Origin of the sequence: Pseudotabrizicola sediminis, from assembly GCF_004745575.1 — a bacterium.
Lineage (GTDB): Bacteria > Pseudomonadota > Alphaproteobacteria > Rhodobacterales > Rhodobacteraceae > Pseudotabrizicola > Pseudotabrizicola sediminis.
Window position 1 is genome coordinate 39,883 of record NZ_RPEM01000006.1, and the last position, 13,828, is coordinate 53,710.

General features: G+C 64.9%; 16 protein-coding genes and 1 riboswitch. Of the genes, 12 read left to right on the plus strand and 4 right to left on the minus strand.

The window, feature by feature from the left end; all coding sequences use genetic code 11:
* Window positions 1-69: 69 nt before the first annotated feature.
* The 3 genes from pyrF to EEB11_RS09885 all read left to right on the plus strand — a co-directional run bounded on the left by pyrF (window position 70) and on the right by EEB11_RS09885 (window position 2,872).
* Window positions 70-765, plus strand: a complete 696-nt coding sequence (gene pyrF / locus EEB11_RS09875) for an orotidine-5'-phosphate decarboxylase (protein ID WP_135430857.1) — start codon at window positions 70-72, stop codon at window positions 763-765.
* A 202-nt stretch (window positions 766-967) separates the two neighbouring features.
* On the plus strand, window positions 968-2,443 hold the full coding sequence (locus tag EEB11_RS09880) for an AMP nucleosidase (RefSeq protein WP_135430859.1): 1,476 nt from the start codon (window positions 968-970) through the stop codon (window positions 2,441-2,443).
* A gap of 138 nt (window positions 2,444-2,581) precedes the next feature.
* Window positions 2,582-2,872 (plus strand): HU family DNA-binding protein, encoded by a 291-nt coding sequence (locus EEB11_RS09885; RefSeq protein WP_245298854.1) that lies wholly within the window; start codon window positions 2,582-2,584, stop codon window positions 2,870-2,872.
* Between the two features lie 244 nt (window positions 2,873-3,116).
* Here the strand turns inward: EEB11_RS09885 and aroC are convergent, their stop codons facing one another.
* Window positions 3,117-4,217 carry a chorismate synthase gene (gene aroC / locus EEB11_RS09890; protein WP_135430861.1) on the minus strand — a complete coding sequence of 367 codons (1,101 nt, stop codon included), beginning with the start codon at window positions 4,215-4,217 and terminating at the stop codon, window positions 3,117-3,119.
* Window positions 4,218-4,356: 139 nt separating this feature from the next.
* Between aroC and queG the strand changes: the two genes are divergently transcribed.
* The gene (gene queG, locus EEB11_RS09895; protein ID WP_135431320.1) at window positions 4,357-5,379 is read left to right on the plus strand and encodes a tRNA epoxyqueuosine(34) reductase QueG; all 1,023 of its coding nucleotides are present in this window, start codon (window positions 4,357-4,359) and stop codon (window positions 5,377-5,379) included.
* Here queG and EEB11_RS09900 read toward each other — a convergent pair.
* Window positions 5,376-5,801: a MarR family winged helix-turn-helix transcriptional regulator gene (locus EEB11_RS09900; RefSeq protein ID WP_135430863.1), complete on the minus strand. Its 426-nt coding sequence runs from the start codon at window positions 5,799-5,801 to the stop codon at window positions 5,376-5,378. The genes queG and EEB11_RS09900 overlap by 4 nt on opposite strands.
* 106 nt (window positions 5,802-5,907) lie before the next feature.
* Here EEB11_RS09900 and EEB11_RS09905 point away from each other — a divergent pair, with 106 nt between their 5' ends.
* The gene (locus EEB11_RS09905; protein WP_135430865.1) at window positions 5,908-6,336 is read left to right on the plus strand and encodes an organic hydroperoxide resistance protein; all 429 of its coding nucleotides are present in this window, start codon (window positions 5,908-5,910) and stop codon (window positions 6,334-6,336) included.
* 99 nt (window positions 6,337-6,435) lie between these two features.
* The gene (locus tag EEB11_RS09910; RefSeq protein ID WP_135430867.1) at window positions 6,436-6,618 is read left to right on the plus strand and encodes a hypothetical protein; all 183 of its coding nucleotides are present in this window, start codon (window positions 6,436-6,438) and stop codon (window positions 6,616-6,618) included.
* A 36-nt stretch (window positions 6,619-6,654) separates the two neighbouring features.
* On the opposite strand, the gene EEB11_RS09915 is transcribed toward EEB11_RS09910, so the two are convergent.
* Window positions 6,655-7,521: a branched-chain amino acid aminotransferase gene (locus tag EEB11_RS09915; RefSeq protein ID WP_135430869.1), complete on the minus strand. Its 867-nt coding sequence runs from the start codon at window positions 7,519-7,521 to the stop codon at window positions 6,655-6,657.
* 169 nt (window positions 7,522-7,690) lie between these two features.
* Here EEB11_RS09915 and EEB11_RS09920 point away from each other — a divergent pair, with 169 nt between their 5' ends.
* Together EEB11_RS09920 and EEB11_RS09925 are read left to right on the plus strand one after the other, a co-directional pair.
* A complete protein-coding gene (locus EEB11_RS09920; RefSeq protein WP_135430871.1) occupies window positions 7,691-8,191 on the plus strand; it encodes a MarR family winged helix-turn-helix transcriptional regulator in 501 nt (166 codons plus the stop codon).
* Complete coding sequence (locus EEB11_RS09925; RefSeq protein WP_135430873.1) at window positions 8,188-8,883, plus strand: response regulator; 696 nt, start codon at window positions 8,188-8,190, stop codon at window positions 8,881-8,883. Before EEB11_RS09920 ends, EEB11_RS09925 begins: the two co-directional genes overlap by 4 nt.
* A 10-nt stretch (window positions 8,884-8,893) precedes the next feature.
* Here the strand turns inward: EEB11_RS09925 and EEB11_RS09930 are convergent, their stop codons facing one another.
* Window positions 8,894-9,526, minus strand: coding sequence for a class I SAM-dependent DNA methyltransferase (locus tag EEB11_RS09930; protein ID WP_135430875.1), 633 nt, complete (start codon window positions 9,524-9,526; stop codon window positions 8,894-8,896).
* A 75-nt stretch (window positions 9,527-9,601) separates the two neighbouring features.
* Here EEB11_RS09930 and EEB11_RS09935 point away from each other — a divergent pair, with 75 nt between their 5' ends.
* The 4 genes from EEB11_RS09935 (at window position 9,602) to EEB11_RS09950 (ending at window position 13,818) form a co-directional block, all read left to right on the plus strand.
* The gene (locus EEB11_RS09935) at window positions 9,602-10,435 is read left to right on the plus strand and encodes an SDR family oxidoreductase (protein ID WP_135430877.1); all 834 of its coding nucleotides are present in this window, start codon (window positions 9,602-9,604) and stop codon (window positions 10,433-10,435) included.
* Window positions 10,436-10,481: 46 nt separating this feature from the next.
* Window positions 10,482-10,591, plus strand: a riboswitch (TPP riboswitch).
* Between the two features lie 38 nt (window positions 10,592-10,629).
* Window positions 10,630-11,613, plus strand: a complete 984-nt coding sequence (locus EEB11_RS09940) for a thiamine ABC transporter substrate-binding protein (RefSeq protein ID WP_135430879.1) — start codon at window positions 10,630-10,632, stop codon at window positions 11,611-11,613.
* Complete coding sequence (locus EEB11_RS09945) at window positions 11,589-13,139, plus strand: thiamine/thiamine pyrophosphate ABC transporter permease ThiP (protein WP_135430881.1); 1,551 nt, start codon at window positions 11,589-11,591, stop codon at window positions 13,137-13,139. Before EEB11_RS09940 ends, EEB11_RS09945 begins: the two co-directional genes overlap by 25 nt.
* Window positions 13,126-13,818, plus strand: coding sequence for a thiamine ABC transporter ATP-binding protein (locus tag EEB11_RS09950; protein ID WP_135430883.1), 693 nt, complete (start codon window positions 13,126-13,128; stop codon window positions 13,816-13,818). The genes EEB11_RS09945 and EEB11_RS09950 overlap by 14 nt, the downstream gene beginning before the upstream one ends.
* Window positions 13,819-13,828 lie beyond the last annotated feature (10 nt).

A 13,828-nucleotide genomic window follows, 5' to 3' on the forward strand; every position in this document is an offset into this window, starting at 1 on the left:
CCCGGCTATGGCTTGACAGCAGTTGCCCGTCACCGCAAGACGCTTGGAACCCAAGATAAGGAGCCTGCCATGTCCGATGATCGCCTGATCGTGGCCCTTGACGTGCCCAATGTGGTGCAGGGGCTGGACCTTGCCGCCCGCATCGGCGACGCCGCCAGCTTTTACAAGATCGGCCTTGGCATGCTTACGGGGGGCGGCTTTGCGCTGGCCAATGAGCTGAAGCAGGAACACGGCAAGCGCATCTTTCTCGACATGAAGCTGTTCGACATCGGCGCCACGGTCGAAGCGGCGGTGCGCGGCATCGCGCAATACGACCTCGATTTCCTGACTGTGCACGGCGACCCGCAGGTGGTGCGCGCCGCACAGGAAGGCAAAGGCGGCAGCGGGCTGAAGATTTTGGCGGTCACCATCCTCACCTCGCTCGACCGCGCCGATCTGGATGACAACTGCATCAAGCCCGGTGACATCCACGCCATCACGCTGGAACGCGCCGCCCGCGCGCTTGCCGCCGGGGCCGATGGCGTCATCGCCAGCCCGCAAGAGGCCGCCGCGATCCGCGCCCTGCCCGAAGCGGCGGGCAAGCTGATCGTCACCCCCGGTGTCAGGCCCGCAGGCAGCGCCAGCGGCGACCAGAAGCGCATCGCCACCCCGGCGCAGGCCATTGCCGACGGGGTCGATCACATCGTCGTCGGCCGCCCGGTCTGGCAGGCCAAAGACCCGGCAGAGGCGGCGCGGCGCGTGCTGGCCGAACTGCCGGCGCGGTAACGGGCGCGGGGGCAAAACCCGCCCCCGAATGACCCGCACAGACGTCATGACGTTTGCCATACGTCGCCCATACGCAAACCATACGCCCGCCATACCCGGAAAACGCGCGGGCTTTCCCCGGTTCCCCGGCCTTCATCAAGCCTTCACTTGCACGACCCCCCGTCTATCGGCTTATATGCCGGATCATTTGACGAGAGATGTTATGCAAGACGGACCCGCCCCACAGACGCCAGACCTGCCCGCAGCGCAGGACTTTACCGACCCCGCCGCCGCCGTTGACCGGCTGGAAGAGCTGTACTCTGCCGCCACCGCCTATCTGGCCGATCACTTCAGCGCCACGGTGACAAAGGGCAAACCCCACGCCCGCATCCGTGCCTATTACCCCGAAATCCGCATCCGGGTCACCAGCCACACCAAGACCGACTCGCGTCTTGCCTTTGGCTATGTCGCCACCCCCGGGGTCTATTCCACCACTGTCACCCGCCCCGACCTGTTCCGCAACTACCTGATTCAGCAGCTGACTTTGCTGATGGAAAATCACGGCGTGCCGGTGCAGATCGGGCCATCGGAAACCCCGATCCCGGTGCATTTCGCCGTTGCGAACAACCCGACCGTGTCCGTCCCGCAAGAAGGCGTGCTGGATTTCAGCCTGCGCGACGTGTTCGACGTGCCGGATCTGGCGACCACGAATGATGACATCGTCAACGGCCAGCGCACCGAAAACCCCGATGGCTCGATGCCGCTGGCCCCCTTCACGGCGCAGCGGGTGGATTACTCTCTGGCGCGGCTGGCGCATTACACCGCGACCGATCCGCAGCATTTCCAGAACCACGTTCTGTTCACTAACTATCAGTTTTATGTGGACGAATTCGAAAGCCACGCCCGCAAGATGCTGGCCGATCCGTCGCAGGGCTACACCGCCTTTGTCGCCACCGGAAACCAGATCATCACCACGGCGGATGGCGAATTGCAGCCCGTCACCAAGCTGCCGCAGATGCCGACCTATCACCTCAAACGCGCCGACGGGCAGGGCATCACACTGGTCAACATCGGCGTCGGCCCGTCCAATGCCAAGACCGCCACCGACCACATCGCCGTGCTGCGCCCGCATGCCTGGCTGATGGTCGGCCACTGCGCAGGCCTGCGCAACAGCCAGTCGATGGGCGATTTCGTTCTGGCCCACGCCTATCTGCGCGAAGACCATGTGCTGGACGACGACCTGCCGGTCTGGGTGCCAATCCCGGCGCTGGCCGAGATCCAGATCGCCCTGCAGGAAGCGGTGGCCGAGGTGACCCAGCTGGAGGGGTATGAGCTCAAACGCATCATGCGCACCGGCACCGTGGCCACCATCGACAACCGCAACTGGGAGTTGCGCGACCAGTCCGGCCCGGTCAAGCGGCTGTCACAATCGCGCGCCATTGCGCTGGATATGGAAAGCGCGACCATTGCCGCCAACGGCTTTCGGTTCCGGGTGCCCTACGGCACCCTGCTGTGCGTCTCGGACAAGCCTTTGCACGGCGAATTGAAGCTGCCCGGCATGGCCAGCGACTTCTACAAGACGCAAGTGAACCGCCACCTGCAGATCGGCATCCGCGCGATGGAGCGGCTTCGGTTGATGCCGATCGAACGCATCCACAGCCGGAAGTTGCGCAGCTTTGAAGAGACCGCCTTCCTATAACCGCTCATTTTCAACCCCGCCGCGCGGTTTGGGCTTGATTTGCGCGGCAAAACCCTGTGTAGCGGAACCCGTCGCCGGTAACGGCCAACCACATATCCGGCCCGTCCAATGGCGACGGCCTGCAATAAGGAAAAGAACATGACGATGAAACCGATGACCAAAACCCAGCTCGTTGCCGCTATCGCCGAGACGATGGGCGCCGACAAGAAAACCGCTGGCTCGGCACTGGATGCCATCATCGACGTGGTGACCCGTGAAGTGGCCGCCGGTGGCGCGGTCACCCTGCCCGGTCTGGGCAAGGTCGCCTGCAAGGCACGGCCAGAGCGTCAGGTGCGCAACCCGGCAACCGGCGAAACCATGACCAAGCCCGCCGACAAGCAAGTGAAATTCGCCATCGCCAAGGCACTGAAAGACAGCGTCAACGCCTGATTTTTCAGAACCGAACCGTTTTGCAAGGGCGCCCAAAGGGGCGCCCTTTTGCGTACGCCTCTCCGGACAAGTCTGAAACAAATCTCACGCAGCATTTTCTGGCATGTGACCTGCAGACGCAGCATGATCCGACCCATCAACACATGGAGAATGGCAATGCGCCTGTCTGATCTGAAACGTCTGGTCGCCAAGGTTACCCTGCCCGCGCCGGTCAAACCCCCAGCAGCGGGGCTGGCGTCCTGACCTAGCCCAGCACGCCGCGCACACCGCCGGTCTGGCCACGGTCCAGCAGCAGGTGGTCCAGCAGCACGCAGGCCATCATCGCCTCGCCCACCGGCACGGCACGGATGCCGACGCAAGGATCGTGGCGGCCCTTGGTGATCAGGTCAATCTCCTGCCCGCGCTGATTTATCGTCTGGCGCGGGGTCAGGATGCTGGACGTGGGCTTGACCGCAAAGCGGCAGATCACCGGCTGGCCGGTGGAAATGCCGCCAAGGATGCCACCCGCATGGTTCGACAGGAACTCCGGCCCGTTGGCGCCCATCCGGATCTCATCCGCATTATCCACCCCGGTCAGCGTTGCGGCGGCCATGCCGTCACCGATTTCGACCGCCTTCACCGCATTGATGCTCATCATCGCAGCCGCCAGATCGCTGTCGAGCTTGCCATAGATCGGCGCACCCAGGCCCGGTGGCACACCTTCGGCGATCACCTCGATCACCGCGCCGACCGAGTTGTGCGACAGGCGTAGCTCATCCAGATAGGTCGCCCAGTCCACCGCCGCCACAGGGTCGGGGCACCAGAACGGGTTGCTGTCGACGGTGCTCAGGTCCACCCGGCTCCGGTCAATCGCGCGGGGGCCCATCTGGACCATGTAACCGGTGATCCGCAGGCCTGGCATCAGCGCGGCAAAGGCGGCGCGGGCGATGCCGCCAGCGGCCACTCGCGCCGCCGTCTCGCGGGCCGAAGACCGGCCACCGCCGCGATAGTCGCGGTGACCGTATTTCTGGTGATAGGTAATGTCGGCATGACCGGGGCGGAAGGCCTGGGCGATGTCGCCATAATCCTTCGACCGCTGGTCGGTGTTCTCGATCATCAGCTGGATCGCGGTGCCCGTCGTGCGCCCCTCGAACACGCCCGACAGGATGCGTACCTCGTCGGGTTCTTTCCGCTGGGTGGTGAACTTGTTCTGCCCCGGCTTGCGCTTGTCCAGCCAGGGCTGGATGTCACTTTCCGTCAGGAGCACGCCCGGCGGGCAGCCATCGACGGTGCAGCCGATGGCTGGGCCGTGGCTTTCGCCCCAGGTGGTCACGCGGAACAGGTGGCCGAAGGTGTTCAGGCTCATGGCGGTCTCCCCTTATGCTGCTGGTTTAGGGGAAAACCGACCGGGAATGAAGGGGGTGGCTTCCGCCTTTGCGACACCAGACTTTGGTCTGGTCCAGAAGGCGTGGCCCTTGGCCCCGCGCGGCGCTATGCTGGCGGCCATGACCGATGATCTGAAATCCCGCCTGCACAGCCGCGCCCTTGCAGAGGGGTTTTCGGCCATGCGGGTGACAACGCCGGACGCCATCCCGCTGGCGGCAGAGCGTTTGGCTGCCTTCGTGGCGCAGGGGCGGCACGGGCAGATGGGCTGGATGGCCGAACGAATGGCATGGCGCGGCGACCCCACGGCGCTTTGGCCGCAGGCGCGCTCGGTGATCATGCTGGCGGAAAGCTATGCGCCGGAGGAGAACCCGCTGCCGCTGCTGGAGCTGCGGGACCGGGGCGTGATCTCGGTCTACGCGCAGGGCAAGGATTACCATGATCTGGTCAAGCGCCGGCTGAAGCGGCTGGGGCGCTGGCTGATTGACCAGGCCGAGTGTGAGATCAAGGTGTTCGTCGACACCGCCCCAGTGATGGAAAAGCCGCTGGCGCAGGCGGCGGGGCTGGGGTGGCAGGGAAAGCATACCAATGTACTCAGCCGCGATCTGGGCAACTGGTTCTTCCTCGGCGCGATTTTCACCACGCTGGAGCTGCCCCCGGATACGCCAGAGGTCAGCCATTGCGGGTCCTGCACCGCCTGTCTGACGATCTGCCCGACAGGCGCGTTTCCCGCGCCTTACCAACTGGATGCGCGGCGGTGCATTTCCTATCTGACCATCGAGCATTCCGGCCCGGTGGATGAGGACCTGCGCGGGTTGATGGGCAACCGGATTTATGGCTGCGATGATTGTCTGGCGGTGTGCCCGTGGAACAAGTTTGCCAAGGCGGCGCGTGACATCGGCTATGCGCCGCGGCACGGTGCGCCGCCCTTGGCGGAACTTGCTGGACTGGATGATGCGACGTTCCGGGCGCGGTTTGCAGGCAGCCCGGTCAAGCGGATCGGGCGTGGGCGCTTTGTGCGCAATGTGCTGTATGCCATCGGCAACTCTGGCGATGCGGCGTTGCGCGAAGTGGCGCAGGGGCTGTGCGGCGATGCCGATTCCACAGTGGCCGATGCAGCGCGTTGGGCGGTCGCGCGGCTTTAGGCACCGCGCAGATGATCGCGCAGCGTGGTGATCTGATCGCGCAGGCGGGTCAGATCGTCGACCGACAGGCCCGTTTTTTCCAGAACGCAGGCCGGAATATGCGCGGCGCGGGCCTGCAGCGCCCGGCCCGGTTCGGTCAGCGTGATGTTGACCTGACGCTCATCGCGGTCGTCGCGGGTGCGGGTCACAAACCCGCGCTCTTCCAGCCGTTTCAGCAGGGGGGTCAGCGTGTTCGATTCCAGCTGCACCTGACGACCCAGTGCGCCGACGGTCTGCCTGTCCTGCTCCCACAGCGCGGTGAGTACGAGGTATTGCGGGTAGGTCAGCCCCAGATCGTCAAGCAGCGGCTTATAGACATGCTGCATCGCATGGGTGGCTGAATACAGCGCAAAGCAGATCATGTCAGGCAGGGTAAGTGTCATGCCGATAATATAGTCGTGTGCGATTAAATCGCAAGCGGGTTGAACCAGCTCGCCAAAGCGCCTATATGTATCGCATACGATAAAATCGCAAGCGAAAGGAAATCAGATGTCCGTTGATCCGAAATACTGGACCGAAGCTCAGGCCACCGGCGGTGGCCGCAACGGTGTGGCCAAACTGGCCGATGGCAAGCTGACCGTCACGATGACCAGCCCCAAGGAACTTGGCGGCTCGGGTGCCGGGCATAATCCAGAGGAGCTGTTCGCAATCGGCTATGCCGCCTGCTATCTGGGCGCGATGCGCTTTGCGGCCACCAGCGAAAAGCTGGGCACCGTGCCCGATGATGCGACCGTAGACGCCCATGTCGGCATCGGCCCGCGCAGCGATGGCGGCTTTGGCCTGAAGGTGAAACTGGTTGTGAACCTACCGGGGGTCGAGAAAGACGTGGCCCAGAAGATGGTGGAACGCGGCCACTTCATCTGCCCCTATTCTAACGCCACCAAAGGCAATATCGACGTGGAAACCGAACTGGCCTGAGCCGGTTTGTGCCGCCGCCCCGCCCGTGCATTTGCGCGGGCGGTTGGTCTTGGGGTGATTCTGAGGTAGACTGCAGCCCTGATCTCAAGGGAGGACAGTATGCACCGTGACCCTAAAGGCCGCCATCAGGCCGACACCCGCACCCCCAGCACCGGCAGCAAGACCGCCCACTTCCTGCGACTGGCGCGCGGCAAACGCGACGGCTTTCACACCAGCCACGCGCCCGCGAGCGCATCGCGGCTGGTGCAATTCCTGCGCATCGCGCGGGGGCGGACGGCTTAATGCAACAGGGTGCCCGAAGGCACCCTGCGTGTCAGTTCAAGCCCGCACCAGCTTTTCGTAATCCGTAGACACCTGTTTGCACAGCGCGCCGACCTCAAAGTTGTAGTCGCCGATCTGGCCCACTGGCGTCACTTCTGCTGCGGTGCCGGTCAGGAAGCATTGCTGGAACGACTCAAGCTCTGATGCCTCGATCCGGCGTTCGATCACCGGGATGCTCATGCCTTGCAGCATGCCAATCACGGTCTGCCGGGTGATGCCGTTCAGGATCGCATCGGGGATTGGCGTGTGCACCTCGCCATCCTTGACGAAGAAGATATTGGCCCCCGTCGCCTCGGCCACATAGCCGCGATAGTCGAACATCATCGCATCCGAACAACCCTTCGCCTCGGCCGCGTGCTTCGACATGGTGCAGATCATGTACAGGCCCGCCGCCTTGGCGGCATGCGGGATCGTGTCGGGCGACGGGCGCTTCCACTTGGCGATGTCGAGCTTGGCACCCTTGAATTTGGCGTCACCGTAGTAATTGCCCCAGGACCAGACCGCCACCGCCATGCGGATCGGGTTGCGCTTGGCGGCCACGCCCATATCTTCACCCGCGCCGCGCCAGCACAGCGCCCGCACATAGGCGTCGGTCAGATTGTTGGCTTTCAGCACCGCATCCTTGGCGGCTTCGATGTCGTCCACGGAATAGGGCAGTTCCATATCCAGCAGTTCGCCCGATTTGCGCAGGCGTTCAGAATGTTCGCGGCTCTTGAAGATCTTGCCGTTATAGCACCGCTCGCCTTCAAACACGGCAGAGGCATAATGCATGGCATGGGTCAGGACATGGACATTGGCATCGCGCCAGTCCACCAGCTTGCCATCCATCCAGATGAACCCGTCACGATCGTCATAGCCTGCCATGATGCCCTCTTTCTTCACAATGTTGCACAAAACTGGTCCGTTTCGGACACAATCTTGCGCAAAGCCGTAGGCGAGCTAACAGTTGGGCCTTGGAAAGTCAACATCGCTGACATAACTTCACCGTCAGGGTGCTGAAACAACCAGACCGTCAGCGCGAGGGAGGCGACCCATGGCAGATCAAACCCCCAGCGGTGAAAACCTGCTGTTTCTGACCGACGAGCAGTTGCGCAAAGGCATTGAGGCGATGTTCTTTGCCTATCGCGGCTTTACCGCCGACCCCGACCGTATTCTGGAAGGCATGGATTATGGCCGCGCCCATCACCGGGCGGTGCATTTCATTCACCGCAGTCCGGGCACCACGGTATCAAACCTGCTGACCATTCTGGGCGTGACCAAGCAATCGCTGAACCGGGTGTTGCGCACACTGATCGAGGAAGGTCTGGTCGAAGCGCGGGTGGGGCGGCGCGACAAGCGCGAACGCCATCTGCACCTGACGACCAAGGGGCAAGAGCTGGAGCGTGTGCTGTCAGACGCGCAGCGCGCGCGGATGCGGGCAGCGTATCGGGCCGCAGGTCCGCAGGCGGTGGCCGGATTCCGGCAGGTGCTGGAGGCGATGATGGACCCCGAATTGCGCCGGCAATATCAAGGATTGAAGGAGAGCGGCGCATGACCCAGGGTGACGCGCATCTGTTGGTTGTCGATGATGATGAACGTATCCGGGGGCTGTTGCAGAAGTTCCTGATCCGCAATGGCTTTCTGGTGTCGGTCGCGCGCGATGGCGCGCAGGCGCGGCGGCTGCTGGCCGGGCTGGAGTTCGACATGATCGTGCTGGACGTGATGATGCCGGGGATTGACGGCATCAGCCTGACCCGCGAATTGCGGCAAAAAATGCAGACGCCAATCCTGCTGCTGACAGCCAAAGGGGAAACCGCCAGCCGGATCGAAGGGTTCGAGGCCGGGGCGGATGACTACCTTGGCAAACCGTTCGAGCCCAAAGAGCTGCTTCTGCGGATCAACGCCATTCTGCGCCGGGTGCCGGTGATCCGCGCCGATGCGGCGCCAAAAGTGCTGCACCTTGGCCCCGTGCGCTATGACATGGACCGGGGCGAGTTGTGGCGCGGCCCCGATCCGGTACGGCTGACCGCGACCGAGGCGGCGCTGATGCGGCTGTTTTCGGCGCATCCCGGACATGCCATCAGCCGCGAAAAGCTGGTGGCCGATCTGGGCCGCGACGATGCCGCGCAAGAGCGGGCTGTGGATGTGCAGATCACCCGCCTGCGCCGCAAGATCGAGGATGACCCAAAACAGCCGCGCTACCTGCAGACGGTGCGGGGCGAGGGCTATATGCTGCAACCGGACTGACCTTGCAGGGTCAGCCCGCCACCCCGTCCCCGCCATGCCGCCAGATGGCAATCAGCCCGCGCTGCGCCGCATGGTCGGGGTCTTTCTCTGCCGCGGCCGGGCCGTAGATCTGCACCACCAGCAAGGTAACGCCAGGCCGCTGTGCCAAGGCCGCATCAAACCCCATGGCGCGGTAGACGCCTTCATTGACCGACAGCACGAACAGCGCACCGGGGGCGGCCTGCGTTTCCAGCTGCGCAATCGCCTCTGGGCCGACATGACCATGAGTGAAGGTGCCCGAAGACACGATCCCGCCATAGGGGCCATCAAACGACAGGGGGCGGGTGATATCAGCCTGCCGCAAAGTGCGGTAAAGCCCCTTGGCGCGGGCCGCGTCCAGCATCGCAGGCGACAGATCGACGGCATCAATCTCGCCCGCGAACCCCATATCGCGCAGATGCCCGGCCAGCAGGCCAGTGCCCGCGCCAACATCCAGTACCGGCCCGGTGCCGCCATGCGCAAGAAAGGCCGCCGCAACATGGGCAGGCAGGCGGTAATCAAGGCTGTCGGCAAAACCCGTGTCATAGCTGGCGGCCCATTCGGCATAAAGCCGGGCGCAGTCTTCGGGGCCGGTCAGTGCGAAGGCGGCGTTCAGATCGATCATATCCTCAGCATGGCGGGTGTGCCCGCGGCGATCAAGTGGGTTGCAGCCGCCGCCGGGCCCGCCATAGTGGCACCCATGAACACGCTGCTTTCCCTTGGGCACGGCTACAGCGCCGATGCGCTGGCCCGCCTGCTGATCCCGCAAGGGTGGACCGTTATCGGCACCACCCGGAACCCCGACAAGGCCGCACGGATGCTGGCGTGTGGCATCACACCGCTGCTGTGGCCCGGCGACCTTGCCCCGGCGCTGGCGCTGGCGACCCATATCCTCGCTTCCGCCGCCCCCGATGCGGCGGGCGACCCGTTCCTTCAGGCCTGGCCGTGCATCGCTGACGCAAGGCCGGGGTGGGTCGGCTATCTTTCGACCACCGGAGTCTATGGCGACCATCAAGGCGGCTGGGTGGACGAGGCCACACCGCTGACCCCGATCAGCCCACGCGGCACCCAGCGGGTTCTGGCCGAAGAGCAATGGCAGGGCACCGGCCTGCCGGTGCATATCTTCCGGCTGGCGGGCATCTACGGCCCCGGTCGCGGCCCGTTCGAAAAGGTACGCGATGGCTCTGCGCGGCGGATCATCAAGCCGGGGCAGTTCTTCAGCCGCACCCATGTGGACGATATCGCGCAGGTGCTGGCGGCCTCCATCGCCCGCCCGAATCCCGGGGCGGCCTATAACGTCTGCGACGATGAACCCGCCCCGCCCGAAGATGTGCTGGCCCACGCCGCCGCCCTGCTTGGCCTGCCCGAACCGCCTGCCGTGCCCTTTGATCAGGCCGACATGACCCCGATGGCGCGCAGCTTCTATTCCGAATCGAAACGCGTGCAAAACGGACGGATCAAGGACGAGCTTGGCGTGCAGCTGTTGTATCCCACCTACCGCGAGGGGCTGGCGGCGCTTCTGACCACCGACTGAAGCACCGCCGATTGTGCTTGCGCCCGGCGGGGTACGCCTTATCTTTAACAATACCTCGGGGTGCCGGGCGGGTTTTCCGTCGGGCTGAGATGCGCAAGCGGACCCGTTGAACCTGAACCGGATCATACCGGCGGAGGGAAGGTGCGAAGGATGACCTCCAAGCCCGACCTGTTCCGTCGCATTTGGAGGAAGACATGCGAACTTCGATCCTTGCGGCTGGCCTTTCCTGCATCGCCTTTGCGGCGCATGCACAAACGCCTGTCCTGACTGTTTATGCGGGCGATTACTTCACCTCGGAATGGGGGCCGGGACCGGCCATCGAATCGGGGTTTGAGGCGTTTTGCGGCTGCGACCTGCAGTTTTCCACCGGCGATCTGCTGCCCCGGCTGATGCTTGAAGGTGCGCGGACGCAGGCCGATGTGGTGATCGGGCTGAGCACCGATGTGCTGGCGCGCGCGCGTGAGGCCGGGTTGTTTGCCCCGCACGGGCAGGATCTGGCGGCGCTGACCCTGCCGGTGGACTGGCCGGATGACACCTTTGTGCCGTTCAACTGGGGCCATACGGCTTTTATCTACGACACCACCCGCATGGCCGAGCCGCCCGCGACGTTGGATGCGATGCGCAGCCTGCCGGACGATGTCACAGTGGTCATTCAAGACCCCCGCACCTCGATCTCCGGGCTGGCTTTGGTGCTTTGGGTCAAGGCGGTGTATGGCGATCAGGCGGGCGCGTTCTGGGCCGATCTGGCCCCGCATATCCTGACCGTGACCAAGGACTGGTCCGAAAGCTATGGCCTGTTCACCAGCGGCGAGGCGGACATGGTACTGAGCTACACCACATCCCCCGCCTATCACATCATGGCCGAGGAGGATCTGACCAAACAGGCGGCGATCTTCCCCGAGGGGCATTACTTCATGGCCGAAACCGTGGGCAAAATCGCGGCAACCGATCAGCCCGAGCTGGCTGACATGTTCATGGCATGGGTGCTGACGCCAGAGTTTCAGAAGGTGATTCCGGCGGCCAACTGGTCCTTGCCCGCAGCATTGCCGCAGGCTGACTGGCCCGCAGGCTGGTCTGACCTGCCGCTGCCGGAAAAGGTGCTGTTCCTGACGGAAACGCAAGCCGAAGCCCTGCGGGTGGAGGCGGTTGAGGAATGGCGCGCCGCGCTGTCGCAGTAATCGCCATCAGCGTCGCGGCTTTTGTCGCGGCGCTGGTGCTGCTGCCGCTGGCCGCGGTCCTGTGGCGCGCGGGCGTGTGGCCTGCGCTGGCCCCGGGCGACGGTCAGGCGCTGTGGTTCACGCTGTGGCAGGCGCTGGTGTCGGCGTCCTTGTCCTGCCTGCTGGCGGTGCCGGTGGCCCGCGCACTGGCGCGGCGGCGGTTCTTTGGCCGTGGCGCGCTGATCACGTTGATGGGCGCGCCGTTTCTGCTGCCGACCATTGTGGCGGTGATGGGGCTGATCGCGGTGTTTGGCCGGTCAGGTCTGGTCAATCAGGGGCTTGGGGCCATAGGTCTGGCCCCGCTGTCGGTCTACGGCGCGCAGGGGGTGATTCTGGCGCATGTGTTCCTGAACCTGCCGCTGGCGGTGCGGATGATTCTGCAGGGCTGGCAGACGATCCCGGCCGAGCGGTTCCGGCTTGCGGGATCGCTTGGCTTTGCCCCTGCACAGGTGGCGCGGCATCTGGAATGGCCGATGCTTCGGTCGGTCGTCCCGGGGGCCTTTGCGGTGATCTTCGTGATCTGCCTGACCAGCTTTGCCGTGGCGTTGACACTGGGCGGCGGTCCAAGGGCGACCACGGTAGAGCTTGCGATCTATCAGGCGGTGCGATTCGATTTTGATCTGGGCCGGGCAGCGATGCTGGCAGGTGTGCAGTTTGCGCTTTGTGCGCTGGTGGCAGTGCTGATCTGGCGCGCGGTGTCAACGCCGGGTTTCGGCGCGGGGCTGGGCCGCGCGCCAGTGCTGCAGGTGCGCGGCTTGTGGCATGGGCTGGCGGATGCGCTGGCGATTGGCGGTGCGGCGCTGTTTGTGCTGGTGCCCCTGGCGGCTATCGGGCTGCGCGGGGTGCCGGGCCTGGCAGAGCTGCCTGATGCGGTGTGGCAGGGTGCCGCGCGGTCGGTGGTGGTGGCGCTGGCGTCAACCGCGCTGACGGTTCCGGCGGCGCTGGTGCTGGCGCTGCGGGTAGCGCGTGGCGGGCGTGGTGCGGGCCTGATGGATGCGGTGGCACTGTTGCCGCTGGCCAGTTCGGGGCTGGTGTTGGGAACCGGGTTGTTCCTGATGGTGCAGCCCTTCGCCGCGCCGTCGACCCTTGCTCTGCCGGTCACTGTGGCGGTGAATGTCGCGCTGTCACTGCCCTTTGTCTACCGGCTGCTGCTGCCAGAGGCGCGGGTTCTGCTGTCTGATTACGGGCGGCTGTCGGCCAGTCTGGGCCTGCGGGGCCTTGCGTGGTTGCGGTTGGTGGCCCTGCCCCGGCTGGCGCGGCCGCTGGGGTTTGGCGCGGGGTTGTCGGCGGCCTTGTCGATGGGCGATCTGGGGGTCATTGCGCTGTTTGCGTCTGACCAGACCGCGACGCTGCCGCTGGTGGTGCAGCGGTTGATGTCGGCCTACCGCATTGAAACGGCGGCGGGGGCGGCGCTGATTCTGGTGGGGCTCAGCTTCGGGCTGTTCTGGGCATTTGATGCATGGGGGCGGCGCTATGCTGCAGTTTGACAGGGTGATGCTGGTGGTTGACGGCTTCCGGCTGCAGGCCGACTGGTCCGTGCCTGCAGGCGCGCGGGTGGCGGTGATCGGGCCGTCGGGCGCGGGCAAATCGACTCTGCTGTCGGCGGTGGCGGGGTTTCTTGCGCCGCACTCGGGGCGTGTGCTGTGGCAAGGCACCGATCTGGGGCCGCTGGACCCCGGCGCGCGCCCAGTGACGATCCTGTTTCAGGACCAGAACCTGTTTCCGCATCTGACCCTGACGCAGAACCTCGGGCTGGGTCTGCGCCCCGATCTGCGGCTGAGCGTGGATCAGACGGCACAGGTCGCGCAGGTGCTGGACCGGGTCGGGCTGTCGGGGATGGGCACGCGCAAGCCCGCGCAGCTGTCGGGCGGGCAGATCGGACGGGCCTCGCTCGCGCGGGCCCTCTTGCGCGCGCGGCCTGTGCTGCTGCTGGACGAACCCTTTGCTGCCCTTGGCCCGGCGCTGAAAGCCGAAATGCTGGCGCTGGTGGCAGAGGTGGCGGCCGAGACCGGGGCGCTGGTGATGATGGTCACGCATGACCCCAAGGATGCGCTGGCCTTTGCCGAGCTGACGGTTCTGGTCGCAGACGGGGTGGCACAGGCCCCGCGCGACACGGCGGCGCTGTTTGCCGACCCGCCCGAGGCGCTGCGCGACTATCTGGGCTGAGCGCATGAAA